This window comes from Cupriavidus sp. CP313, from assembly GCF_054072015.1.
This window is the reverse complement of sequence record NZ_JBSVZB010000004.1, coordinates 95,234-119,545: the sequence shown is the minus strand read 5'-3', so window position 1 is coordinate 119,545 and position 24,312 is coordinate 95,234. Positions and strand designations below refer to the sequence as shown.

General features: G+C 67.1%; 24 protein-coding genes. 14 read left to right on the top strand and 10 right to left on the bottom strand.

What is annotated here, in order from left to right; translation table 11 throughout:
• Window positions 1-2: 2 nt before the first annotated feature.
• Genes ACW4E8_RS07170 through wrbA form a run of 3 tightly spaced genes read right to left on the bottom strand, consistent with a single transcriptional unit; the run spans window position 3 to window position 2,447 of the window.
• Window positions 3-1,421, bottom strand: a complete 1,419-nt coding sequence (locus ACW4E8_RS07170; RefSeq protein ID WP_456803872.1) for an FAD-binding oxidoreductase — start codon at window positions 1,419-1,421, stop codon at window positions 3-5.
• Window positions 1,422-1,440: 19 nt separating this feature from the next.
• Window positions 1,441-1,848, bottom strand: coding sequence for a DUF2069 domain-containing protein (locus tag ACW4E8_RS07165; RefSeq protein WP_456803871.1), 408 nt, complete (start codon window positions 1,846-1,848; stop codon window positions 1,441-1,443).
• Complete coding sequence (gene wrbA, locus ACW4E8_RS07160) at window positions 1,845-2,447, bottom strand: NAD(P)H:quinone oxidoreductase (RefSeq protein WP_013956294.1); 603 nt, start codon at window positions 2,445-2,447, stop codon at window positions 1,845-1,847. The genes ACW4E8_RS07165 and wrbA overlap by 4 nt, the downstream gene beginning before the upstream one ends.
• 166 nt (window positions 2,448-2,613) lie before the next feature.
• On the opposite strand from wrbA, the gene ACW4E8_RS07155 reads away from it, so the two are divergent.
• On the top strand, window positions 2,614-3,960 hold the full coding sequence (locus tag ACW4E8_RS07155) for a YihY family inner membrane protein (RefSeq protein WP_456803870.1): 1,347 nt from the start codon (window positions 2,614-2,616) through the stop codon (window positions 3,958-3,960).
• A 33-nt stretch (window positions 3,961-3,993) separates the two neighbouring features.
• On the opposite strand, the gene ACW4E8_RS07150 is transcribed toward ACW4E8_RS07155, so the two are convergent.
• From ACW4E8_RS07150 to ACW4E8_RS07140, 3 genes are all read right to left on the bottom strand, one after another.
• Window positions 3,994-4,311: an Mpo1-like protein gene (locus ACW4E8_RS07150; protein WP_456803869.1), complete on the bottom strand. Its 318-nt coding sequence runs from the start codon at window positions 4,309-4,311 to the stop codon at window positions 3,994-3,996.
• Between the two features lie 99 nt (window positions 4,312-4,410).
• On the bottom strand, window positions 4,411-5,235 hold the full coding sequence (locus ACW4E8_RS07145) for an alpha/beta fold hydrolase (RefSeq protein ID WP_456803868.1): 825 nt from the start codon (window positions 5,233-5,235) through the stop codon (window positions 4,411-4,413).
• On the bottom strand, window positions 5,235-6,545 hold the full coding sequence (locus ACW4E8_RS07140) for an O-acetylhomoserine aminocarboxypropyltransferase (RefSeq protein WP_035817514.1): 1,311 nt from the start codon (window positions 6,543-6,545) through the stop codon (window positions 5,235-5,237). Before ACW4E8_RS07140 ends, ACW4E8_RS07145 begins: the two co-directional genes overlap by 1 nt.
• Before the next feature lie 239 nt (window positions 6,546-6,784).
• On the opposite strand from ACW4E8_RS07140, the gene ACW4E8_RS07135 reads away from it, so the two are divergent.
• The 5 genes from ACW4E8_RS07135 (at window position 6,785) to ACW4E8_RS07115 (ending at window position 12,508) form a co-directional block, all read left to right on the top strand.
• Entirely contained in the window at window positions 6,785-7,231 is a 447-nt protein-coding gene (locus ACW4E8_RS07135) for a CBS domain-containing protein (protein WP_456803867.1), read from the top strand.
• Between the two features lie 146 nt (window positions 7,232-7,377).
• Entirely contained in the window at window positions 7,378-9,276 is a 1,899-nt protein-coding gene (locus ACW4E8_RS07130) for an MFS transporter (RefSeq protein ID WP_456803866.1), read from the top strand.
• Between the two features lie 27 nt (window positions 9,277-9,303).
• Window positions 9,304-10,026: a glutathione S-transferase C-terminal domain-containing protein gene (locus tag ACW4E8_RS07125; RefSeq protein WP_456803865.1), complete on the top strand. Its 723-nt coding sequence runs from the start codon at window positions 9,304-9,306 to the stop codon at window positions 10,024-10,026.
• An 85-nt stretch (window positions 10,027-10,111) separates the two neighbouring features.
• Complete coding sequence (gene aroC / locus ACW4E8_RS07120) at window positions 10,112-11,221, top strand: chorismate synthase (RefSeq protein ID WP_456803864.1); 1,110 nt, start codon at window positions 10,112-10,114, stop codon at window positions 11,219-11,221.
• Between the two features lie 12 nt (window positions 11,222-11,233).
• A complete protein-coding gene (locus ACW4E8_RS07115) occupies window positions 11,234-12,508 on the top strand; it encodes an MFS transporter (RefSeq protein WP_456803863.1) in 1,275 nt (424 codons plus the stop codon).
• Here ACW4E8_RS07115 and ACW4E8_RS07110 read toward each other — a convergent pair.
• Window positions 12,430-13,536, bottom strand: coding sequence for an NAD(P)/FAD-dependent oxidoreductase (locus ACW4E8_RS07110; RefSeq protein ID WP_456803862.1), 1,107 nt, complete (start codon window positions 13,534-13,536; stop codon window positions 12,430-12,432). The genes ACW4E8_RS07115 and ACW4E8_RS07110 overlap by 79 nt on opposite strands.
• A 29-nt stretch (window positions 13,537-13,565) precedes the next feature.
• Complete coding sequence (locus tag ACW4E8_RS07105) at window positions 13,566-14,273, bottom strand: FadR/GntR family transcriptional regulator (RefSeq protein WP_456803861.1); 708 nt, start codon at window positions 14,271-14,273, stop codon at window positions 13,566-13,568.
• 242 nt (window positions 14,274-14,515) lie between these two features.
• On the opposite strand from ACW4E8_RS07105, the gene ACW4E8_RS07100 reads away from it, so the two are divergent.
• Window positions 14,516-15,400, top strand: a complete 885-nt coding sequence (locus ACW4E8_RS07100; RefSeq protein WP_456804103.1) for a flagellar brake protein — start codon at window positions 14,516-14,518, stop codon at window positions 15,398-15,400.
• 252 nt (window positions 15,401-15,652) lie between these two features.
• On the opposite strand, the gene ACW4E8_RS07095 is transcribed toward ACW4E8_RS07100, so the two are convergent.
• Entirely contained in the window at window positions 15,653-17,341 is a 1,689-nt protein-coding gene (locus ACW4E8_RS07095) for an electron transfer flavoprotein-ubiquinone oxidoreductase (RefSeq protein WP_456803860.1), read from the bottom strand.
• Window positions 17,342-17,652: 311 nt separating this feature from the next.
• On the opposite strand from ACW4E8_RS07095, the gene ACW4E8_RS07090 reads away from it, so the two are divergent.
• The 5 genes from ACW4E8_RS07090 to ACW4E8_RS07070 all read left to right on the top strand — a co-directional run bounded on the left by ACW4E8_RS07090 (window position 17,653) and on the right by ACW4E8_RS07070 (window position 22,143).
• Window positions 17,653-18,438, top strand: a complete 786-nt coding sequence (locus ACW4E8_RS07090) for an SDR family oxidoreductase (protein ID WP_018310306.1) — start codon at window positions 17,653-17,655, stop codon at window positions 18,436-18,438.
• Window positions 18,439-18,705: 267 nt separating this feature from the next.
• On the top strand, window positions 18,706-19,308 hold the full coding sequence (locus ACW4E8_RS07085) for a TRAP transporter small permease (RefSeq protein ID WP_456803859.1): 603 nt from the start codon (window positions 18,706-18,708) through the stop codon (window positions 19,306-19,308).
• The gene (locus tag ACW4E8_RS07080; RefSeq protein ID WP_456803858.1) at window positions 19,305-20,609 is read left to right on the top strand and encodes a TRAP transporter large permease; all 1,305 of its coding nucleotides are present in this window, start codon (window positions 19,305-19,307) and stop codon (window positions 20,607-20,609) included. Before ACW4E8_RS07085 ends, ACW4E8_RS07080 begins: the two co-directional genes overlap by 4 nt.
• A gap of 51 nt (window positions 20,610-20,660) precedes the next feature.
• Window positions 20,661-21,689, top strand: coding sequence for a DctP family TRAP transporter solute-binding subunit (locus ACW4E8_RS07075; RefSeq protein ID WP_456803857.1), 1,029 nt, complete (start codon window positions 20,661-20,663; stop codon window positions 21,687-21,689).
• A gap of 52 nt (window positions 21,690-21,741) precedes the next feature.
• Window positions 21,742-22,143 carry an acyl-CoA thioesterase gene (locus ACW4E8_RS07070; protein WP_340529975.1) on the top strand — a complete coding sequence of 134 codons (402 nt, stop codon included), beginning with the start codon at window positions 21,742-21,744 and terminating at the stop codon, window positions 22,141-22,143.
• 15 nt (window positions 22,144-22,158) lie between these two features.
• On the opposite strand, the gene ACW4E8_RS07065 is transcribed toward ACW4E8_RS07070, so the two are convergent.
• Window positions 22,159-22,704 carry a PAS and helix-turn-helix domain-containing protein gene (locus ACW4E8_RS07065; RefSeq protein WP_010813111.1) on the bottom strand — a complete coding sequence of 182 codons (546 nt, stop codon included), beginning with the start codon at window positions 22,702-22,704 and terminating at the stop codon, window positions 22,159-22,161.
• A gap of 182 nt (window positions 22,705-22,886) precedes the next feature.
• On the opposite strand from ACW4E8_RS07065, the gene ACW4E8_RS07060 reads away from it, so the two are divergent.
• Both ACW4E8_RS07060 and ACW4E8_RS07055 read left to right on the top strand, forming a co-directional pair.
• The gene (locus tag ACW4E8_RS07060; RefSeq protein ID WP_456803856.1) at window positions 22,887-23,588 is read left to right on the top strand and encodes a CoA transferase subunit A; all 702 of its coding nucleotides are present in this window, start codon (window positions 22,887-22,889) and stop codon (window positions 23,586-23,588) included.
• 11 nt (window positions 23,589-23,599) lie between these two features.
• The gene (locus tag ACW4E8_RS07055; RefSeq protein WP_456803855.1) at window positions 23,600-24,238 is read left to right on the top strand and encodes a CoA transferase subunit B; all 639 of its coding nucleotides are present in this window, start codon (window positions 23,600-23,602) and stop codon (window positions 24,236-24,238) included.
• Window positions 24,239-24,312 lie beyond the last annotated feature (74 nt).

Below are 24,312 nucleotides of genomic sequence, written 5' to 3'. Positions count from 1 at the left end.
GCTCAGATCACCTTGCCCGGATTCATCAGCCCCTGCGGATCGAGCGCCCCCTTGATCGCGCGCATCATCGCCAGCTCGACCTCGCTCTTGTAGAGCCGGTTTTCCTCGCGCTTGAGCTGGCCCAGCCCGTGCTCGGCGGAAATCGAGCCGTTATGCGAGCGCACGCTGTCGTGCACGATGCGGTTGACCTGGTCCTGGTGGGCCAGGAAGGCGTCATGGTCGACGCCTTCCGGCGGCGACACGTTGTAGTGCAGGTTGCCGTCGCCGAGGTGGCCGAAGGTCACCATGCGCGCGCCGGGGAAGGCGTTCTGCAGCAGCGCGTCGGTGGTCTCGATAAAGTCCGCCACGCGCGACACCGGCACGGCGATATCGTGCTTGATGTTCTTGCCGTCTTCCACCTGCGCCAGCGGGATATGCTCGCGCAGGTTCCAGAAATCGCGCGACTGCTGCACCGATTCCGCCACCACCGCGTCGGCGACCACGCCGGCATCGAAGGCGGCCGACATCATGGTTTCGAAGATGCCGCGCGCATGGGCTTCGCTTTCGCTGTCGGACAGTTCCAGCAGCACCAGCTGCGGGTGGATGTCTGCGAACGGATAGCGCAGCTGCGGGAAGTGCCGCGTCACCAGCGTCATGCTGAGCGCGGACATCAGCTCGAACCCGGTCAGCATGGCGCCCGCATGCGATTGTGCGATGGCCAGCAGCGCCAGCGCGGCGCGCGGGCTCTGCACCGCGGCCAGCGCGGTGACCGAGACGCGTGGCAGCGGGAACAGCTTCATCACCGCCGCGGTGATGATGCCCAGCGTGCCTTCGGCGCCGATAAAGAGGTCGCGCAGGTCGTAGCCGGTGTTGTCCTTGCGCAGCCCGCGCAGGCCGTGCCAGATCTCGCCCGACGGCGTCACCACTTCCAGGCCCAGGCACAGCTCACGCGTGTTGCCGTAGCGCAGCACCGCGGTGCCGCCGGCATTGGTCGACAGGTTGCCGCCGATGGTGCAGCTGCCTTCGGCCGCCAGGCTCAGCGGAAACAGCCGGCCGTGCTCGCGCGCCACCTCCTGCAAGTGCTGCAGCACCACGCCGGCCTCGACCGTGATGGTGTTGTTGAGCGGATCCACCTGGCGGATGCGGTGCAGCCGTTGCAGCGAGATCACCACCTGCTCCTGCCCGGCCACCGGCGTGGCGCCGCCGCACAGTCCGGTGTTGCCGCCTTGCGGCACCACGGCGATCTTGTGCGCATGGCAGGCATGGACCACCTCTGCGACCTCCTCGGTGGTGCCGGGGCGCAGCACCGCCAGCGCCTCGCCGCGATAGCGCTTGCGCCAGTCGGTCAGGTAGGGTGCCTTGTCGGCTGCGTCGGTCAGCACGTGCTGCGCACCCAGCGCGGCGCGGCACAGTGCGAGGAAGGAGTCTTGAGGCGAGGTCATGGCGATGGCGGAATGGGGGTCAGGACTTGGGCGGGGCGGCCTTGCTGGCCGCCCGGGCGCGGCGCTTGTAGGGGCGCAGGTACAGGATGGTGCTGGTGAAGAACACCAGCGTCAGCGCCACCTCCACCCACGCCAGCGTGGACGAGGGGGCGCGGTCGCTGGTGGCGCGCACGATGCCCTCGGTGAAGAACAGCAGGATCAGCATCGACGACCACTGCATGGTGTAGCGGTTGCGCGTCAGCACGCCGCGCAGCGGCAGCAGCAGGGGCAGGAACTTGATGATCAGCCACGAACCCCCGGGGCGCAGCGGCGCCAGGAACCATTCCCAGGCAATGCACAGCACCATCAGCGCCAGCAGGCTGCCCACGCTGAACCGGTACAGCCAGGGACTGTGCAGCGCCTGGTCGCTGTTGGCAACGGGGGTCATGCCGCGTCTCCCGCCAGGCGCAGCGCGGTCTGCGCCAGCCGCCGGCCCATGGCGATGGCCAGTCCCGATTCGTCTTCCGTGACCGGGCCGCGGTTGTCGCCGTGGGCATGGTGGCTGGGGCCGTAGGGCGTGCCGCCTGAGGCCGTGGTCATCAGGCCCTTCTCGGAATACGGCAGGCCCAGGATCAGCATGCCGTGGTGCAGCAGCGGCAGCATCATCGACAGCAGCGTGGTTTCCTGCCCGCCGTGCAGGCTGCCGGTGGCGGTGAACACGCAGGCCGGCTTGCCGGTCAGCGCACCCGACAGCCACTGCGCCACGGTGCCGTCCAGGAAGTACTTCATCGGCGCGGCCATGTTGCCGAAGCGGGTGGGGCTGCCCAGGGCCAGGCCGGCGCATTCCTCCAGGTCGCGCAGCTCGGCATAGGGCGGGCCGTCGGCCGGGATATCGGACGCGGTGGCCTCGCACACGGTGGAAACCGGCGGCACCGTGCGCAGCCGGGCCTGGGCGCCGGGGACGCTGTCGATACCGTTGGCGATCAGTTCGGCAAGTTTGCGGGTGCTGCCGTGGCGGCTGTAATACAGGACGAGGATGTCGGTCATGGAGCGGGATGGCCGGCGGTGGCGGGGTGGTGTTGCGCAAAGGGTGCCGGAAGCAATGCGCGTATTATAGATGCGCCCCCCGCGCCATCTCCCATCGGCTTCGCGCCCCCGGTGCCGCGGGCCGCCTGTTTATCCGTCAGAACCAGATCCAGGAGGTTGTTTGCGCATGATTGGACCCCGCGTTGCCCGCCTGCGCCGGGAATGGAACCTGCAGAAAGTACGCGCCCTGGCGCGCTATGCACTGCGCCGCGCCGGCGAAGACCGGCTGCCGCAGGTCTCGGCCAGCCTGACCTTCACCACCGTGCTGGCCGTGGTGCCGGTGTTGACGGTGGCGTTCGCGCTGCTGGCCGCGTTCCCGGTGTTCCGCGACTTCCGCAACGCCATCGAGGCGTTCCTGTTCCAGAACCTGATTCCCGGCAACGTCAGTGAATCGATCCAGCGCTACCTCGGCATGTTCGCCAAGAGCGCGCGCGGGCTGACCGCAATGGGCCTGGGCGGACTGATGGTCACCTCGGTGCTGACCATGCTGACCGTGGAAGACGCGCTCAACGCGATCTGGCGCGTCAAGCAACGCCGCCCGCTGGCGCAGCGGGTGCTGGTGTTCTGGGCGGTGCTGACCTTCGGGCCGGTGCTGATCGGCGCGAGCCTGTCGATCAGCTCCTACCTGATCTCGGTCTCGGCCGGCTATGTCGGCACCATGCCGGTGGGGCTGGGGCTGCTGGTGGGCGCGACGCCGGTGCTGCTGTCGGCGCTGGCCTTCGCCTTCCTGTACACGGCGGTGCCCAATGCCTATGTCGAATGGCGCGATGCCATCGTGGCCGGCCTGGTGGCGGCGGTCGCGTTCGAGTTTGCCAAGCGCGGCTTCGGCTATTTCATCACCGAGATCCCGGCCTACACCGCGGTCTATGGCACCTTCGCCGCGCTGCCGCTGTTCCTGCTGTGGATCTACCTGAGCTGGCTGGTGACGCTGCTGGGCGCGACCATCGCCGCCAACCTGCCGGTGATCCGGCAGGGCTACTGGCGCCGCCGCACCTTTGCCGGCAGCGAGTTCTTCGACGCGCTGGGCGTGCTGCTGCTGCTCTACCGCGCGCGCGACGAGGTGCCGCGCAGCGTCGGCGAACTGGATCTGGGCCGCAAGCTGCGGGTCGAGGCTGATTACCTGTCGGGCCTGCTGGGCAAGCTCAAGGCCATGCATCTGATCGGACGCCTGCAGCAGGAGCGTGGTCAGGCCCACTGGGCGCTGCTGTGCGATCCGTCGCAGGTGACGCTGCGCACGTTGCATGACCGGTTGGTGCTGAACCTGCCGCGGCTGCCGCGCACCGCGCTGGCACAGCAGCTGCGCGGTGCCAATGCGCTCAAGTCGATCCTGGACAATCCGCAGCTGGACCAGACGCTGGAGGCGGTGTTCCGGCAGCAGCCGGCCGATCTGCCGCCGACTGAAGGGGACGGGGGGAGCCACCCCCAGCGGCGCACGCTGGAAGTGGTGCCGCCGGGCTGGCATGGGCAGGTGTAAAGGCTCGGACCACCCCTGCGACAGTGAAGTTGCTTAGAACGGAATCCTGCCCCGCCAGATATCGGCATACATCACCCAGTCTCCCATCAGGCTGTAAACCGGATGCCGGAACGTCGCCGGCCGGTTCTTCTCGAAACCAAAGTGCCCGACCCAGGCAAAGGCGTAACCTGCCAGCACAGCGGCGAGCAGCCACCACGCATTGCCGGTAACCACCAGCGCCACCAGGCACAGCAGCGTTACCGTCGACCCGGCAAAATGCAGCCGCCGGCAGGTACGGTTCTGGTGTTCGCTCAGGTAATAGGGATAAAAGGCCGCGAAGTTCTCGAACTCGCGCGCGCGGGCGTGGGCCATGGCTGTCTCCGGCAGGTCTTGTTTTGTGCAGTGTAGACCTTCCGCGCCAAGGTGTCGGGAGGATGGCCGGCGTGGCCGGCCAGCCATCCGCGGCCAGGCTTAGCCGGCCGCGACCACCTTGCGCGCAAAGGCCGCCAGCGCGTCCAGCACTTCATCCGGGCGTTCGCCCATCAGCGCGTGGCCGCACGGCACCGTGACCAGGCTTGCCTTGGCCATCTTGCCGGCCAGCGCCTGGGCCGCCTTGGGCGACGTCATCATGTCCTTGGTGCCGGTGATGAACAGCGCGGGGCAGGCCACCGCGGCCGCGGCCTCTTCGCCATGGGCGTAGGCATTGCAGGCCGAGAAGTCATTGTGGAACACATGGGCCTGCGGGTTGTTGCGCGACACGCGCTCCATCAGCCGCTGGCTGCCGCCGTGCATCCACGCGCCCGGCCCGGGCGAAGACGGCTTGTTGGCCAGGCTCGAATGCGACCAGGTGGTGACCATGGCGATGGCGTCGCCTTCGCGGTTGAGCGAGGCGTCCAGCAGCGCGTCCGAGACCTTCATCGGGTAGGCCGTGGCCAGCAGGCCGATGCCGCGCACCGCCTGCGGATGCCGCGCCGCGCATTCCAGCGCGATCAGCGAGCCCATGCTGTGGCCGAACACGAAAGCCGGCGTCTTCACGCCGGCGGCCGCCACCAGCGCCATGACCCAGTCGGCCATGGCCTCGACGGTAGCCAGCGGCGCGCCCTTGCTGCGGTTGTGGCCCGGCAGGTCCACCGCCAGCACCGAGAAGCCGTGATTGGCAAACCAGCGCGTCTGCAGGGCCCACACGCTGTGGTCGTTCTGCGCGCCGTGGACGAACACGGCACAGGGCAGGGCGGGATCGAAGGGTTTGCCGCCGGTATAGGCGTAGGCCGGCTGGCCTGCAATGGTCAGTTCCATCAGGCTTGCCCTCCCTTGCCGCTCATCGCCTTCTCGGCCGCCTTCAGGCCGCGCTTGAGATCGTCGATCAGGTCATCCGGGTCTTCCAGCCCGATCGACAGCCGGATCGTGCCCTCGGTGATGCCGGCCGACTGCAGCGCCGCCGCGTCCATGCGGAAGTGCGTGGTCGAGGCCGGGTGGATCACCAGCGAGCGCGCGTCGCCCACGTTGGCCAGATGCGAGAATAGCGACATGCTTTCGATAAAGCGCTGGCCGGCGATGCGGTTGCCCTTCAGGTTGAAGCTGAACACCGCGCCGCAGCCGCGCGGCAGCAGGCGCTTGGCCAGTTCGTAGTCGGGGTGCGATTCCAGTTCCGGGTAGGACACCGATTCCACCATTGGGTGCGAGACCAGGAACTGCACCACCTTGCGGGTGTTGTCGACATGCCGGCTCATGCGCAGCGGCAGCGTCTCCACGCCCTGCAGCAGCTGCCAGGCGGCCATCGGGTTCATGCAGGCGCCGAAGTCGCGCAGGCCCTCGCGGCGCGCGCGCAGCAGGAAGGGCGCCACCGTGCTTTCCTCGGTGAACACCATGTTGTGGAAGCCCTCATACGGCTCGGACAGTTCCGGGAAGCGCCCGGAGGCCTCGAAGTCGAAGGTGCCGCCTTCGACCAGCACGCCGCCGATGGTGGTGCCGTGGCCGCCCAGGAACTTGGTGGCCGAATGGTAGAGCAGGCCGGCGCCGTGGTCGAACGGGCGCAGCAGGTAAGGCGTGGTGAAGGTGGAATCCACCAGCAGCGGGATGCCGTTGTCCTGGCCCAGTTGCGCCAGCGTGGGGATATCCAGCACGTCCAGCCCCGGGTTGCCCAGGGTCTCGCCGAACAGCAGCCGGGTGTTGGGGCGGATCGCGGCGCGCCAGGCGTCGATGTCGCGCGCCTTGACGAAGGTGGTCTCGATACCGAAGCGGCGCAGCGTGTAGTGCAGCAGGTTGTGCGAGCCGCCATACAGCGCCGACGAGGCCACCACGTGCGAGCCCGCGCCCATCAGCGTGGCCACCGCCAGGTGCAGCGCGGCCTGGCCCGAGGCCGTGGCGACGGCGCCGGCGCCGTTCTCCAGCGCGGCGATGCGCTCTTCCAGCACGGCCACGGTGGGGTTGGAAATACGGGAGTAGACGTGCCCCGCTCGCTCCATGTTGAACAGCGACGCGGCGTGCTCGCTGTCGCGGAACACGAAGGACGTGGTCAGGTGGATGGGGGTGGCGCGGGCCCCGGTGGCGGGGTCTGGCGCGGCGCCGGCGTGCAGCGCCAGCGTGTCGAATCGGGTTCCGGACATGGTCGGTCGGCCTTGAGTTGTCTCCGGCCAGCATCGTAGCACCGTGCGCCCGCCGACGCCCGCAAACCGGCCTCCCGCTTTACTTTGACGGCGGGTTTGGGCTAGGATCGGCCAACGGGGCGCTACGATGCAGAGTGCGCCCGCACACCCATAGACAGATAACAATGTGACCGGTATCGCCCCCTGTGCCCCCGGCCGGAGCGATGCCCTCAGTTTGAGCGCAGGCAGCGGAGACCAACATGAAAGTCAGCGACATCCTCCAGATCAAGGGCAATACGCTCTATACCGTGACGCCTGACGCCTCCTTGCTGGTAGCCGTCCACACCATGGCCGAGCACGATATCGGCTCGCTGGTGGTGATGGAATACGGCGACCTGGTCGGCATGCTGACCTTCCGCGAGATCATCGAAACGCTGGCCCGCAATAATGGCAACGTCGGCACCACCAGCATCCGCAAGGTGATGGACGATGCGCCGCTGACCTGCACCATGGAGACCGACGTCAACGAGGTCCGCCGCATGATGCTGGAACGTCACACCCGCTACCTGCCGGTGCTCGACAACCGCACGCTGATGGGCGTGATCTCGTTCTATGACGTCGCGAAGGCCGTGGTCGAGGCCCAGAGCTTCGAGAACAAGATGCTCAAGGCCTATATCCGCGACTGGCCGGAAGAGCACGCCGAGTAATTGCGCCGGGCCGCCCGGGCTGAAGCTTCCTTCGGAAATACCCTCGGTTGGCGCCACGCGGCCGTGGCGGGGTGGCGGCCGAACGCCGGCTCCGGCACACTAGCCGGCGTTCCCATTTCCGCGGTCCCTGACCGACCGGCCCATCCATGAGCCAAAACAGCCAGTTCCGACTGCTCGGCCTGCGCCGCTTCGCCCCGTTCTTCTGGACCCAGTTCCTGGGGGCGATGAACGATAACGTCTTCAAGGTCGCCTTCACCTCGCTGGTGACCTACCACACGGCGCTGTTCGAGGGCGTGGACGCGCGCAGCGCGGCCTTTCTGATCTCGGCCATCTTTATCGCGCCGTTCGTGCTGTTTTCCGCCACCAGCGGGCAGATTGCCGACAAGCTGGAGAAGTCGCGCCTGATCCAACTGGTCAAGTCGCTGGAAATCGCCATCATGGTGCTGGGCCTGGCCGGCTTTGCCTGGCACAGCGCGCCGCTGCTGTACGCCGGCACCTTTCTGATGGGGCTGCATTCCACGCTGTTCGGCCCGGTCAAGTTTGCCTACCTGCCGCAGCACCTGGATGAAAGCGAGCTGGTCGGCGGCAACGGCATGGTGGAGATGGGCACCTTTGTCGCGATCCTGATCGGGACGCTGATCGGCGGCGAACTGGCCGGGCTGCAGCAGGGCGGCACGATCGTGGGGCCGATGTACGTGGGCGCGGTGTGCGTGGTGATCGCCGTGGCGGGGCGCCTGGTGTCGGGCCGCATCCCGGTCTCGCCGGCGCCGCAGCCGGACCTGCGCATCAACTGGAACCCGTTCTCCGAGACCTGGCGCAACCTGGTGCTGGCGCGCGGCAACCGCACGGTATTCCTGAGCATGCTCGGCATTTCGTGGCTGTGGTTCCTGGGCGCCACCTTCCTGACCTCGTTCTTCAGCTATGCCAAGGATGTGCTGGGCGGCGACCAGAACGTGGTGACGCTGCTGCTGGCGGTGTTCTCGCTGGGCATCGGCACCGGTTCACTGCTGTGTGAGCGCTTGTCCGGGCGCCATGTCGAGATCGGCCTGGTGCCGTTCGGCTCGATCGGCATGACGGTGTTCGCGGTCGACCTGTACTTTGCCAGCCAGGGGCAGGCACCCGTGGCGCTCAGCGGCATCGGCAGCTTCCTGGCCGAGCCGCGCCACTGGCGCGTGCTGGTGGACCTGTTCCTGCTGGCCATGTTCGGCGGCTTCTACAGCGTGCCGCTGTACGCGCTGATCCAGAGCCGCAGCGCGCCCACGCACCGCGCCCGCATCATCGCCGCCAATAACATCCTGAACAGCTTCTTCATGATTGCCGCTTCGCTGCTGGGCGTGGCGATGACGCAGGCGGGCTACAGCATCCCGCAGCTGTTCCTGGTGGTGGGGCTGCTCAATGCCGTGGTGGCGGTCTACATCTACTCGCTGGTGCCGGAATTCCTGCTGCGCTTTATCGCGTGGATCCTGGTCCATACCCTCTACCGGCTGCGCCGCGTCAATGCCGAGCGCATTCCCGCCGACGGCCCGGCCGTGCTGGTCTGCAACCACGTCAGCTTTGCCGACGCGGTGGTGCTGATGGCCTGCAGCCCACGCCCGGTGCGCTTCCTGATGGACCACAACATCTTCAAGGTGCCGCTGCTGTCGTGGTTCTTCCGCCAGGCCCGCGCGATCCCGATCGCGCCAGCGCACGAGAATCCGGACATGCTCAAGCGCGCCTATGACAGCGTGGCGCAGGCGCTGGGCGAGGGGGATCTGGTCTGCATCTTCCCGGAAGGCAAGATCACCGCCACCGGCGACATCAACCCGTTCAAGCAGGGCGTGCAGCAGATCATCCAGCGCACGCCGGTGCCGGTGGTGCCGATGGCGCTGCGCGGGCTGTGGGGCAGCTTCTTCTCGCGCAAGGGGGCACCGGCGATGTCGCGGCCGTTCCGGCGCGGCATCCTGAACCGGCTGGAACTGGTGGTGGGCGAGCCCGTGCCGCCCGAGGCCGCCACCCCGGAAGGGCTGCAGCAGATGGTGCAGGCCCTGCGCGGCGACTGGCGTTAAATCCGTTGTGCGGAACCCGAAACCACGATGATCACGCTCTACACCTTTGGCCCCGCCTTCGGGCTGCCCGACGCCAGCCCCTTCGTCACCAAGGCCGAGATGCTGCTCAAGCTGGCCGGCCTGCCTTACCAGGCCCGCCGCGGCAGCCTGCGGCGCGCGCCCAAGGGCAAGCTGCCCTACCTGGACGACATGGGCCGGATCGTGGCGGATTCCACCATGATCCGCTGGCATATCGAGAAGACCTACCACATCGACTTCGACGCCGGCCTGAGCGCGGCCGAGCGCGGCATCGCCTGGGCCGCCGAGAAGTTGATGGAAGACCACCTTTACTGGGCGGTGGCGCGGGTGCGCTGGCTGGACCAGGCCAACTTCGACAAGGGGCCGGCCCAGTTCTTCCGCGGCGTGCCGGCGCCGGTGCGCGGCCTGGCCGAGCGGCTGGTGCGCTACAAGGTGCGCAAGACGCTGTGGGGGCAGGGCCTGGGCCGGCATAGCGAAGAAGACCTGGTGGCGCTGGCCAGCAAGGGCGTGACCTCGATTGCCGACATCCTGGGCGACAAGCCCTACCTGATGGGCAACCTGCCATGCGGGGCCGACGCCACGCTGTTTGCGTTTGCCGGCAGCCTGCTGTGCCCCGTATTCGACACTCCGATCCGCACCGCGGCCGAGGGGCATGCCAACCTGGTGGCCTATATGGAGCGGATGCGCGCCGAGTTCTACCCCGAACTGGCGCCGGAAACCGCCGCCGCCTGAGCCTGCCGGGTCGCCCTGCGGCCGCCCGAGGCCCGCCATTGGCCTTACAATGGAGGCCTTCCCCAATTCCTGTGCGGTTTCCACCATGTCCGGCAACACCCTTGGCCTGCTTTTCACTGTTACCACCTTCGGCGAATCGCACGGGCCCGCCATCGGCGCGGTGGTGGACGGCTGCCCGCCGGGCATGGCGCTGACCGAGGCCGACATCCAGGGCGACCTGGACCGCCGCCGGCCCGGCACCTCGCGCCACGTCACGCAACGCCAGGAAGCCGATCAGGTCGAGATCCTGTCCGGCGTGTTCGAGGGCAAGACCACCGGCACCCCGATCTGCCTGCTGATCCGCAATACCGACCAGCGCAGCAAGGACTACGGCAATATCGTCGAGACCTTCCGCCCGGGCCATGCCGACTACACCTACTGGCAGAAGTACGGCATCCGTGACCACCGCGGCGGCGGCCGCTCGTCGGCGCGCCTGACCGCGCCGGTGGTGGCGGCCGGGGCGGTGGCCAAGAAATGGCTGCGCGAGCAGTACGGCACCGAGATCCGGGGCTATATGTCGCAGCTGGGCGAGATCGCCGTGCCGTTCACGGACTGGTCGCATGTGCCGCAGAACCCGTTCTTCGCGGCCAATGCCGACGTCATCCCTGAACTGGAAACCTATATGGACGCGCTGCGCCGCGACGGCGACTCCGTCGGCGCGCGCATCGAGGTGGTGGCCAGCAACGTGCCGGTGGGCCTGGGCGAACCGCTGTTCGACAGGCTCGACGCCGACATCGCCCACGCCATGATGGGCATCAACGCGGTCAAGGGCGTGGAGATCGGCGCCGGCTTCGACAGCGTGGCCCAGCGCGGCAGCGTGCATGGCGACGAGCTGACCGCCGAGGGCTTCCGCACCAACAATTCCGGCGGCGTGCTGGGCGGCATCTCCACCGGCCAGGACGTCACCGTGTCGCTGGCGATCAAGCCGACGTCTTCCATCCGCACCCCGCGCGAATCGATCGACAAGGCCGGCCATGCCGCCACCGTCGAGACCTTCGGCCGCCACGACCCGTGCGTGGGCATCCGCGCCACGCCGATCGCCGAGGCCATGCTGGCGCTGGTGCTGATCGACCACGCCCTGCGCCACCGCGCCCAGTGCGGCGACGTCAAGGTCGATACGCCGCGCATTCCCGCGCAGGCCGGCCAGACCCCTTGAGTTGACCTCGCGTTGGCCACGTCTTTTGCGGGCGGGGGCGCCACCGGCGCCGGCCGCCCCGACTACGCCCGTTTTGGGCTCTTCTACCTTGGCTACTATGGCTACGTCGGCCTGATTTCGCCGTACGTCAGCCTGTATTTCGCCGACCGCGGTTTCAACCCGGTGCAGATCGGCGTGCTGATGGCGAGCTTCCAGGTCAGCCGCATCGTCGGGCCCTACCTGTGGGGCTGGCTGTCCGACGTGATGCACACGCGCGTGCGCATCCTGCGCGTGAGCGCGTTCACCTCGTTGCTGGCCTTCCTGATGCTGCCGGGTGTCGGCAGCTACGGCGGCATGATGGCGATGATGCTGACGCTGAGCCTGCTCACCAGCGCGATGTCGCCGCTGGGCGATGCCCTGACCATTTCCACGCTGCGCCGCTACGGCGCCTTCGACCATAGCTACGGCCGCATCCGCATGTTCGGCTCGGTCGGCTTTATCGGCGCGGTGCTGGCCGGCGGGGCGCTGTTCGAGGCGGTCGGCATGCGCGCCTTCCCGTGGGTGGCCAGCACGCTGCTGGCGATCCTGGCTGGGGTGGTGCTGACCATGCGCGACGCCGCCGACGACGGCCCGCGCACGGCGCCGCCGCGCGCCTTGCCGCTGCTGCGCCGCCCGGACGTGGCCTGGTTCCTGGCGTCAGCCTTCCTGATGATGTTCGCGCACGCCGCGCTCTATGTGTTCTATTCGCTGTGGCTGGCACAGCTGGGCTACAGCAAGTTCGCCATTGGCGTGATGTGGACCATCGGCGTGGTGGCCGAGATCGTTTTCTTCTACTACCAGGGCCTGCTGTTCGCGCGCTATGCGCTGCGCACGATACTGGCCGGCACCTTTGTGCTGGCGGCGCTGCGCTTCGGCCTGACCGGCTACTTTGCCCAGCTTGCCTGGCTCATGGTGCTGGTGCAGGTGCTGCACGCGGCCACCTTTGCCGCGCACCACAGCGCCAGCCTGAAGCGGTTGCAGGCGTGGTTTGCCGGGCCGCTGCAGGGGCGCGGGCAGGCGCTGTACACGGGCATTTCCTACGGCGTCGGCGGCACGCTGGGCGGGCTGGCGATGGGCTGGACCTGGAACGCGCTGGCGCCCGAGCATACCTTCGGGCTGGCCGCCATCGCCGCGGCGGCCGGCGCGTTCTGTGCCGTGATGAGCTTCCGCGCGGAAGGGGACGGCGCGGTTCAGGCCAGCGCCGCGCAGACCCGCTCGGCGATGGCCAGCGACGAGGTCAGCCCCGGCGACTCGATGCCGAACAGGTGAACCAGCCCCGGCACGCCGTGGACGGCCGGGCCGTCGATGCGGAAGTCCGCCGCAACCTCGTGCGGCCCGCTGATCTTCGGGCGGATGCCGGCATAGCCGGGTTGCAGCGCGCCGTCGGCCAGTCCGGGCCAGTAGCGGCGAACTTCCTCATAGAAACCATTGGCATCGGCGGGGTCGACGCTGTATTCGATGTCGTCGATCCAGCGCACGTTGGGGCCGAAGCGCGCCTGTCCGCCCAGGTCGATGGTCAGGTGCACGCCTAGCCCGGCCGCTTCCGGCACGGGGTACACCAGCCGCGAGAACGGTGCGCGCCCGGCCAGCGTGAAGTAGCAGCCCTTGGCGTAGTACTGGGGCGGGATATGTGCCTCGGGCATGCCGTCGATGCGGCGCGCCAGTTCCGGCGCCGTCAGGCCCGCGGAATTCACCACCGTCTTCGCAAGCAGCGTGGTGCTGCCGCCATCCTCATTGCCAACCTCCAGCCGGATGCCGTCAGGCGTCACCGCGCCATTCAGCACCGGGGACTGCACCGCCAGCATGGCGCCGGCGTTCTCGGCGTCGCCCAGCAGGGCGGTCATCAGTCCGTGGCTGTCTACGATGCCGGTCGATGGCGAGAGCAGGGCGGCGTGGCACTGGAGATTCGGCTCGAGCGCCCGGGCTTCGGCGCGGGTCAGGAATTGCAGGTCATCGACACCGTTGGCAGCCGCCTTGGCGCGAATGCCGTCGAGCGTGGCCACCTGCGCCGCGCTGGTCGCCACGATCAGCTTGCCGCAGCGCTGGTGGGCGATGTGGTGCGACGCGCAGTAGTCGTACAGCTTCGCCTTGCCGCGCACGCACAGTTCCGCCTTGAGCGAGCCGGCCGGGTAGTAGATGCCCGCGTGGATGACTTCGCTGTTGCGTGCGCTGGTGATGGTGCCGAAGGCGTTCTCGGCCTCCAGGATGATGACTTCGCGGCCCTGCAGGGCCAGCTCCCGCGCCACCGCCAGTCCGACCACGCCGGCGCCGATGACCACGCAATCCACGTTCTCCATAACCTCTTCTTCCTCTGGTTGATGTTGGTTCAGGCCAGCGCGAGGCCCATGCGCGCAGCCGCGGCTGCAAGATGGCTTCGCGCGGCCTCGCGCGCCGCAGCGGCATCGCCGGCGGCGATGGCTTCCACCAGGGTTGCATGCTCGGTGTCGGCCGCACGCGGGGTGCTGCTGGCCGCCGAGAGTCGCGCGGAGTTCTCCCAGGCACGCTGCCGTGCCGCCAGCAGTTGCTGGCCGACGAAATCCGTGAGTCCGGTAAAGCAGGGGTTGTGTGCCGCCTGCGCGATGGCATGGTGGAACGCGATGTCCGCCGCTGCCGCGCTGGCAAAGTCCTGGGCTTGCTGCTGCATGGCCGTCAGCGTCGCCCGGATGGCTTGCAGGTCGGCCTCGGTCCGGCGCATGGCCGCCATTTCGGCACAGGCGCTCTCGACCACCATGCGCAACTCGAACAGCTGCGCCAGGCTTGGCCCGCCGTCTGGGGCGCTGGCAACGCGCCAGGCTTGCCCGCCGGGCGTTTCCGAGACGAAGGCGCCCGAGCCCTTGCGCGTGATCACCACGCCGTCGGCCTTCAGCTGGGCAATCGCTTCGCGCACGATCGGGCGGCTCACGCCAAACGAGTCGGCCAGGCTTGCCTCGGCGGGCAGACGTGCGCCAGCGGCATAGCGGCCGGCGATGATGTGCTCATGCAATGCCTGGGCAATGCGGCTGGCGAGCGAGGCGGGACGAGATAGGGGATTCATATGGGTATATATGTCAAGCTGTCAGACAGCTTTGGCGCATTCTGGCTGTTGAGTTGCGGTTCGTCAAGATGCCAGCAAGGGCTGCGTGCTATACATCGCGATCACATTCCATCGGTTTTTGCTCAATTTCCGCGCAAGCCAGCCGATAAGAACCGAATGCAGGTGGCGGATACTCCTCGCCAGCTCGTCGTGAGCTTGCCACGGCCGCCTGGTTGCCACGCCGAGGTCCTATGCAAACAGCCATGATCCAGCTCAATCCCAACGATCTTCCTGTGGGGCACCCGCTGCCCTGGTCGCTGCTCGACGGCGACGGCAACCTGATGCTCGGCAGCGGCAATGTCATTCCCGACGCGCGGGACCTGGCACTGGTGTTCCATCATGGTGCTGTCTGCCGGGAAGATGACGGCGTGGATGCCTCCGACGACCCGTGCGCGCCTGCCGGGCCAGTTGGCCTGCAGGTCGGCACCCTGCTGCATATCAAGCACCAGGGCGATGCGTCGCGTGCTGCCGCCAGCCGCCTGATCGGCTTTGTCGAGCACGGGATGTTCGTCACGTGGCCGCAGCTTGCCGGCCGCGACCTGCCCATACAGGCCGGCGATACGCTGCTGCTGCGCGGCTTTTCGGGGCAGGCCATTCACAGTTTCACGTCGACGATCACGGCGGTCTGCCGCAGTCCGTTCCGCTATCTGGTGCTGTCGGCTCCGGCGTCGCAGCAGCGCACGCCAGTGCGCAAGGCCGAGCGCGTGCAGACGCGGCTGGCGGCATACCTGACCCAGCCGGAGGCCGAGGTGGCGGCGGGCACCGAAGCGCAGGACGACGATACCGCCGTGGCCCGGCTGGCGCTGCTGTCCGATATCAGTACCGGTGGCGCGCTGGTGCAGACCACGGCGCCCGCGCCGGCCCCCGGCAGCCGCGTGCAGCTGCGCTTCAAAATGCGTACCGCATCGTTCGACAGCGAGGTCACCCTCGACGGTTGGGTGCGAGTCGCGCCCGGTGCCAACGGCCAGGAAGACGCCGATTTCCCCTCGTTTGGCGTGGCCTTCGATGTACTGGGCGAACGCGAACTGACACTGTTGCAGCTGTTCGTCTACGAGCAGTTGCTGTCGAACGCGCGGCTATCGGTGTAGCAGCCGCTGGCATGCTGCGGCTCCGGCAAAGCCGCCGCGCTGGATCGCCATACGCATCACCACCACATTGAGGACGCGGTCAGCGTCCGGACATCATCGTCGGACGCCCTTGCCCGATATCCCGCTGCCCTCGCGGGCTGGTCCTGCCCCAGCCCAAAGCTGGCAAGCCATTGAGCGGCGGGCGGTTGCCCCAAGAAAAACGGCACCGGAAATCCGGTGCCGTTTTTCTTGCCAACTGCTGGCTGTCAGCGCTTACATGCCCACATAGTTCGGGCCGCCGCCACCTTCCGGCGTGACCCACACGATGTTCTGGGTCGGATCCTTAATGTCGCAGGTCTTGCAGTGCACGCAGTTCTGCGCGTTGATCTGCAGACGCTCCTTGCCCGACGTCTCGTCCTGCACGAACTCATACACACCTGCCGGGCAGTAGCGCGACTCGGGGCCGGCGTACTTGTCCCAGTTGATGTTGACCGGCACGCTGGCGTCCTTGAGCGTCAGGTGCGCCGGCTGGTTCTCTTCGTGGTTGGTGTTGCTGATGAACACCGAGCTGAGGCGGTCGAAGGTCAGCTTGCCGTCCGGCTTCGGGTACTCGATCTTCTGGCACTCGGCCGCGGGCTTCAGGTACACATGGTCCGGCTTTACTCGGTGGATGGTCCACGGCGGGTTGCGGATGCCCAGCTTGGGCAGCAGCCATTGCTCGATGCCGGTCATCAGTGTGGCGGTGGTGCGGCCCTTCTTGAACCACTGCTTGAAGTTCTTGGCCTGCAGCAGTTCCTTGTGCAGCCAGCTCTGCTCGAACGCGGCCGGGTAGGCGGTCAGCTCGTCGTGCTGGCGGCCGCCCTGCAGCGCGTCATAGGCGGCCTCGGCGGCCATCATGCCGGTCTTGATGGCGGCGTGGCTGCCCTTGATGCGCGAGGCGTTCAGGTAGCCGGCGTCGCAGCCAACCAGGGCGCCGCCCGGGAACACGGTCTTGGGCAGCGACAGCAGGCCGCCGGCGGTGATGGCACGGGCGCCGTAGCTCAGGCGCTTGCCGCCTTCGAAGATCTGGCGGATTTCCGGATGCGTCTTGAAGCGCTGGAATTCCTCGAACGGCGACAGCCACGGGTTGGTGTAGTCCAGGCCGACCACAAAGCCGACCGCGACCTTGTTGTCTTCCATGTGGTACAGGAACGAGCCGCCGTAGGTGGCCGGGTCCAGCGGCCAGCCGGCGGTGTGCACCACCAGGCCGGGCTTGTGCTTGGCCGGGTCGATCTCCCACAGTTCCTTCAGGCCGATGCCGTAGCTCTGCGGATCCTTGCCGGTGTCGAGGCCGAATTTCTCGATCAGCTGCTTGCCCAGGTGGCCGCGCGCGCCTTCGGCGAAGATGGTGTACTTGGCATGCAGCTCCATGCCAAGCTGGAAGTTCTCGGTGGGCTCGCCTTCCTTGTTGATGCCCATATTGCCGGTGGCCACGCCCTTGACCGAGCCGTCTTCGTTGTAGAGCACTTCGGCGGCGGGGAAGCCCGGGAAGATCTCAACGCCCAGCGCTTCGGCCTGCTGGCCCAGCCAGCGCACGAAGTTCGACAGGCTGATGATGTAGTTGCCTTCGTTGTGAAAGCACTCGGGCAGCAGGGCCGGCGGCGTGCCCTTGGAGCCGGACTCGTTCAGGAACAGGAACTTGTCTTCGGTGACCGCCTGGTTCAGCGGCGCGCCCAGTTCCTTCCAGTTCGGGATCAGCTCATTGAGGGCGCGCGGATCCATGATGGCGCCCGACAGGATGTGGGCGCCGGGCTCGGAGCCCTTTTCCAGCACGCACACGTTGACGTCGGCGCCTTTCTCCTGCGCGAGTTGCTTCAGGCGGATGGCGGTGGCCAGGCCGGCGGGGCCGCCGCCGACGACGACCACGTCGTATTCCATGGCTTCACGCGGGCCGAACTGCTCCAGGAGCTGTTGCTGATCCATTGTCTCTAACCCTCTATTTCTTTGCTGCTTGCTTGCAATTGTGGGAAATGCGGTGATCGTTTTGCCGAGAACCGGGCCAGCGCGCGGACGGGAACCGCGGGCGGGTGAGTTGGCAGCGATTTGGGGTCCAAAGACGCCCGGATCGCGCGTTTTCCCTCTTTCCCTTTGCTGGCCAAGTTCTTAGAATCTCCGGCATTGTCCGGGACTCGCCACCCACAGGCAAGGATTTTTTTGGAACGGTCGTTCTTTTTTTTGATATGCTGCCTTCTGCTCCCGCATAGGCCGGAGGAGCTCCCGCACTAGAGGTAATCATGGGTTTGTCGATCAATCTGGAAGGCAAGGTCGCGCTGGTCACCGGCGCTTCAAGCGGGCTGGGCTCGCGTTTCGCCACGGTGCTGGCCGCCGCCGGCGCCAAGGTGGTGCTGGCTTCGCGCCGCACCGAGCGGCTCAAGGAACTGCGCGCGGCGATCGAGGCCGAGGGCGGCAGCGCCCATGTGGTGCGCTTGGACGTCACCGACCCGGACAGCATCCGCGCCGCGGTGGCGCACGCCGAGACGGAAGCGGGGTCCATCGACATCCTGGTCAACAACTCCGGCGTGTCGACCACGCAGAAGCTGACCGATGTGACCGCCGATGACTTCGATTTCGTCTTTGACACCAATACCCGCGGTGCTTTCTTCGTCGCCCAGGAAGTGGCCAAGCGCATGATCGCGCGCGCCAAGGGCGCCGAGCGCAACGGCAGCCCGCTGCCGCAGGCGCGCATCGTCAATATCGCCTCGGTGGCCGGGCTCAAGGTGCTGTCGCAGATCGGCGTCTATTGCATGAGCAAGGCGGCCGTGGTGCACATGACCAAGGCCATGGCGCTGGAATGGGCGCGCCACGGCATCAATACCAACGCCATCTGCCCGGGCTATATCGACACCGATATCAACCACCATCACTGGGACTCGGACGCGGGGCAGAAACTGATCCAGATGCTGCCGCGCAAGCGCCTGGGCAAGCCTGAGGACCTCGACGGCCTGTTGCTGCTGCTGGCATCCGACCAGTCGCAATTCATCAACGGGGCTGTCATCACCGCCGACGACGGCATGGTCTGACCGCCTGATCGCTGACCGGGGGCGCAAGGCCCCCTGCATCCCGGCTGCGCGCCAAAAGCGCCGCGGGATGCCCAGATTGCACGCCCAGGGCTTATCCGGTCCCCTTGGGTGCGCCGTCATCAGCACACATCAATCATCAGAAAATTCGCGCGTGGCGGGCCAGTCTTGGCATAATCCGCCATGTCTGCAGATTAAGTCTTTACATACAAGTACAAGAACGCCGCGGTGGCCGCATGGCCCGAGCGGCCCGGACCGGAGGCCGGGGAGATGGAGCAACAAGAAGAGGCACGGCGCAACGCCGTGCCGCAACACGTCGTCGATTCCGCGGTGATCCCGCAGGCCGCCGACGAAGCGCAGGACGCTGAATTCCGGGTATCGCCCCGCCTCGAGGACTGGATTGGCGTGATCGTGATGGTGCTGCTGGTCGGCATCACTTTCGCCAACGTGGTGGTCCGCTATTTCACCGATGAGTCGTTTGCCTGGACCGAGGAGTTCTCGGTCTTCCTCATGATCGTGCTGGCGCTGGTCGCCGGCAGCGCCGCGGTGGCGCGCGACCGCAATATCCGCATCGAATTCTTCTTCGAGCGCGGCAGCGCGGCCCGTCAGCGGCGCCTGGCGATCCTGTCGGCGCTGGCCGTGGCGGTGATGTTCATCGCGCTGGCAGTGCTGGGGGCGCGCATCACCTGGGACGAATACGCCTTTGGCGAGACCTCGCCGGGCATCGGCGTGCCGAGCTGGTGGTACTCGATCTGGCTGCCGGTGCTGTCGGCCGGCATCGCGCTGCGCGCGCTGGGGCTGGTGCTGCGCAACGTGCGCGCGCTCAAGGCGCTGCATGCAGCCAGGGCAGGCACGACGGAGCAGGCGCCATGACTCTCGTTGCCATCATCCTGTTCGTGGTCTTTATCGGCCTGATGCTGCTGGGCGTGCCCATCGGCGTGTCGCTGGGCCTGGGCGGCCTGGTTGCCATCGGCCTGTCCAATCTCGACACCCAGATGTTCGGCCTGCTGGCCGTGCCGCAGAACTTCTATGCGGGGCTGGCCAAGTATCCGCTGCTGGCAATCCCGATGTTCGTGCTGGTGGGGTCGATCTTCGACCGCTCCGGCGTGGCGCAGCGGCTGGTGACCTTTGCCATCGCCATCGTTGGCCGCGGCCCGGGCATGCTGCCGCTGGTGGCGATCCTGGTGGCGATGTTCCTCGGCGGCATCTCAGGCTCCGGCCCGGCCAACGCGGCCGCCGTGGGGGGCGTGATGATCGCGGCGATGTCGCGCGCCGGTTATCCGGGCTCGTACAGCGCCGCGGTGGTCGGCGCGGCAGCCGCGACCGACATCCTGATCCCGCCGTCGGTGGCCCTCATCATCTACAGCGTGCTGGTGCCCGGTGCATCGGTGCCGGCCTTGTTCGCCGCGGGCATGATCCCCGGCATCCTGGCCGGCGTGGCGCTGATCGTTCCGGCCGTGTGGCTGGCACGCAAGCACAACATGGGCGCGATCGAAGCCGCGCTGCCGCGCCCGCCGTTCTGGAAGAGCCTGCGCGAGGCCGCGTGGGGGCTGGTGGCGCCGTTCCTGATCCTGGGCGGCATGCGCGCCGGCTGGTTCACGCCGACCGAAGCTGCCGTGGTGGCGGTGGTCTACGGCCTCTTCGTCGGCATGGTGGTGTACCGCAGCATCGGCATGCGCGACCTGTTCACCATCTTCCAGGAAGCGGCCGAGACCTCGGCGGTGATCCTGCTGGTGGTGGCGCTGGCCGGCATCTTCGCCTATGCGCTGTCGACGCTGGGCGTGATCGACCCGCTGGCGCACGCCATCGCCAATTCCGGGCTGGGCGAGTACGGCGTGCTGGCGCTGATCGTGCTGCTGCTGATGACGGTCGGCATGTTCCTGGACGGCATCTCGATCTTCCTGATCTTCGTGCCGCTGCTGCTGCCCATTGTCAATGCCTTCCAGTGGAACCCGGTGTGGTTCGGCGTGGTGCTGACGCTGAAGGTGGCGCTGGGCCAGTTCACGCCGCCGCTGGCCGTGAACCTGATGGTGTCGTGCCGGATTGCCCGCGTGCGCATGGAAGAGACCGTGCCCTGGGTGATCTGGATGCTGCTGGCGATGTTTATCGCCATGCTGATGGTGCTGGCCTATCCGCCGCTGGCGACCTGGCTGCCTGAGTACCTCGGCTACTGATGTTCCGCATTCACAAACAAGAAATCCACGCTTTTCCCGAGAGGAGATGAAATGAAACGTCGTGCCCTGATGCTCGCAACGGCTGCCGCCATTGCCGCTTCCGCCTTCGCCCCCGCCGGCGCAATGGCCCAGACCTACAAGTCCGAGTACAAGATGTCGCTGGTGCTCGGCCCGGCCTTCCCGTGGGGCAAGGGCGGCGAGATCTGGGCCGACCTGGTCAAGCAACGCACCAACGGCCGCATCAATATCAAGCTGTACCCGGGCACCTCGCTGGTGGCCGGCGACCAGACCCGCGAGTTCTCGGCGATCCGCCAGGGCGTGATCGACATGGCGGTGGGCTCGACCATCAACTGGTCGCCGCAGGTCAGGGAACTGAACCTGTTCTCGCTGCCGTTCCTGATGCCCGACTACAAGGCGCTCGACGCGCTCACGCAGGGCGAAGTCGGCAAGTCGCTCTTCACCACGCTGGAAAAGGCCGGCGTGGTGCCGCTGGCCTGGGGCGAGAATGGCTTCCGCGAGGTGTCCAACTCCAAGCGCGAAATCCGCAAGCCGGAAGACCTCAAGGGCATGAAGCTGCGCGTGGTCGGTTCGCCGCTGTACATCGAGACCTTCAACGCGCTGGGCGCCAACCCGACCCAGATGAGCTGGGCCGATGCGCAGCCGGCGATGGCCTCGGGTGCGGTCGACGGGCAGGAGAACCCGCAGTCGGTGTTCGCCGCCGCCAAGCTGTACACGGTTGGCCAGAAGTTCGTCACCACCTGGGGCTATGTGGCTGACCCGCTGATCTTCGTGGTCAACAAGCAGATCTGGGAAAGCTGGACCCCGGCCGACCGCGAGATCGTCAGGCAGGCCGCCATCGACGCCGGCAAGCAGGAGATCGCGCTGGCCCGCAAGGGCCTGGCCGAGCCGGGCGCGCCGGCCTGGAAGGACATGGAGGCGCACGGCGTCAAGGTCACGCACCTGTCGCCGGTTGAGCATGACGCCTTCCGCAAGGCTACTGCCAAGGTCTACGACAAGTGGAAGAAGCAGATCGGCACCGACCTGGTGACCAAGGCCGAAGGCGCGATCGCCAAGCGCTAAGCCACGCAGAGGGCCCGCCAGACTCGGCGGGCCTGTTCTTTTGGAGACTGTGATGAAGCACGTCTATACGGTGGTCATGCCGATCCGCTGGGGCGACATGGATGCCATGGGCCATGTCAACAACACCGTCTATTTCCAGTACCTGGAACAGGCGCGCATCGAGTGGTTCGCGTCGCTGGGCCGTGGCGGCAAGGATGCAGGCGGGCAGGGGCCGGTCATCATCAATGCGCACATGACTTTCCTGAAGCAGCTGCGCTACCCGGGCGACATCGAATGCCGCGTCTACGCCGGCCAGCTCGGCCGCACCAGCTTCGAGACCCGCATGGAAATCCGCCGCACCGACCTGCCCGACGTGGTCTGGGCCGAGGGCGGGGCCAAGGTGGTGTGGTGCGATTACACGCAGGAGAAGTCGGTGCCGGTGCCGGCCGAGATCCGCGCGATCATCGAGGGCTGATGCCCGCCACGGGGCTCAGTGGTTGACCAGCCGCTGCACCAGGTCCACCGAGGTACTGGCCCCGTACTTCTTCATCAGCCGCGCCCGGTAGATGTCCACGGTGCGCGGGCTGATCGCCAGCAACTTGCCGATCTGCTTGCTGGTTTTCCCCTCCACCAGCTGCGCCGCGATCTCGCGTTCGCGCGCGGTCAGCTCGGCCGTAACCTGGCGCTTCTGCGACAGGTCCTCGAAAGTCCAGATCCCGGCGCCCAGCGGTTGCGTGCGGTCCAGCGCGCGCCCGGTGACATGGCACCAGAACAATTCCCCGCCGGCGCGCTTCATGATGCGCTCGTCCGAGTACATGCCGCGCTTGCCCATGATCGGCGCGATGCGCGCGCCGGTGCGCTCGAATTCGTCGGCGGTGGGGTAAAGCACCTGGAACGACTGGCCCAGCAGCGCCTCGCGCGTGGTGCCGAAAATGCGGCAGACCTCCTCGTTGCAGTCCTCGATCACGCGTTCGCGTGACAGCACCAGGCCCACGGGGGCGAGCTGGAAGGCGGTCTGGTAGTCGATTGCGGGCATCTGCTTATGTATTTTTACGTAATGGCGTAGCCGGCTGCGCTTGCGTATGCTGTCGGTCGGACGAGTTGCGGCGACTGTCGCCCGCCTGTTGCCGATTGTACCGTTACAATTTCCCTGCGTCGCCCGCCGCACAACCCGGTGGCGGGAAGAGCGACAGGGAACTACCGAGGAAGGAGCGAAGCATGAACAAGGTCTACGCCAGCGCCGCAGAAGCGCTTGCAGGCGTCGTCCGCGACGGCCAGACGATCGCCGTTGGCGGTTTCGGCCTGTGCGGCATCCCCGAGGCGCTGATTGCCGCGCTGCGCGACAGCGGCGCCAAGCAGCTGACCTGCATCTCCAACAACGCCGGCGTCGATGGCTTCGGCCTGGGCCTGCTGCTGGCCACGCACCAGATCAGGAAGATGATCTCGTCCTACGTGGGCGAGAACAAGGAGTTCGAGCGCCAGTACCTGGCGGGCGAACTGGAGCTGGAATTCACGCCGCAAGGCACGCTGGCCGAGAAGCTGCGCGCCGGCGGCTCGGGCATCCCGGCTTTTTTCACCAAGACCGGTGTCGGCACCATCGTCGCCGAAGGCAAGGAAATCCGCGAATTCGACGGCGAGCAGTACGTGATGGAGCGTTCGCTGACCGCCGACGTGGCGCTGGTCAAGGCATACAAGGCCGACAAGGCCGGCAACCTGGTGTTCCGCCGCACCGCGCGCAACTTCAACCCGATGTGCGCCATGGCGGGCAAGGTCACCATCGCCGAGGTCGAGCATATCGTCGAGACCGGCGAGCTGGACCCGGATGAAATCCACCTGGCCGGCATCTTCGTGAAGCGCCTGGTGCTGAACACCACCCCCGAGAAACGCATCGAGCAGCGCACCGTGCGCGCGGCCAGCTGAGGAGACCCATCATGGCATGGACACGTGACGAAATGGCCGCGCGCGCCGCGACCGAGCTGCAGGACGGTTTCTACGTCAACCTGGGGATCGGCCTGCCGACGCTGGTGGCCAACTGGGTGCCGGAAGGCATGGAAGTGTGGCTGCAGTCCGAGAACGGCCTGCTGGGCATCGGCCCGTTCCCGACCGAGGACGAAGTCGACGCCGACATGATCAACGCCGGCAAGCAGACCGTGACGACGCTGCCAGGCTCGTCGATCTTCTCTTCGGCCGACTCGTTCGGGATGATCCGCGGCGGCCACATCAACCTGGCGATCCTGGGTGCGATGCAGGTCAGCGAGAAGGGCGACCTGGCCAACTGGATGATCCCGGGCAAGATGGTCAAGGGCATGGGCGGCGCGATGGACCTGGTGGCTGGCGTCGGCCGCGTGGTGGTGCTGATGGAACACACCGCCAAGAAGAAGGATGGCAGCGAGGACATCAAGATCCTGAAGGACTGCAACCTGCCGCTGACTGGCGTGGGCGTGGTCAACCGCATCATTACGGACCTGGGCGTGATCGACGTGACCGAGGCCGGCCTGAAGCTGGTGGAAACCGCCCCGGGCGTCAGCCGGGAGGAAATCCAGGCCAAGACCGGCGCACCGCTGCTGTAAGCGGGCTGAGCTCCGAAGCCTGACAGGGCCCCTGCGGTGCGATGCGCCGCAGGGGCTTTTTTGTCGGGTCGCTC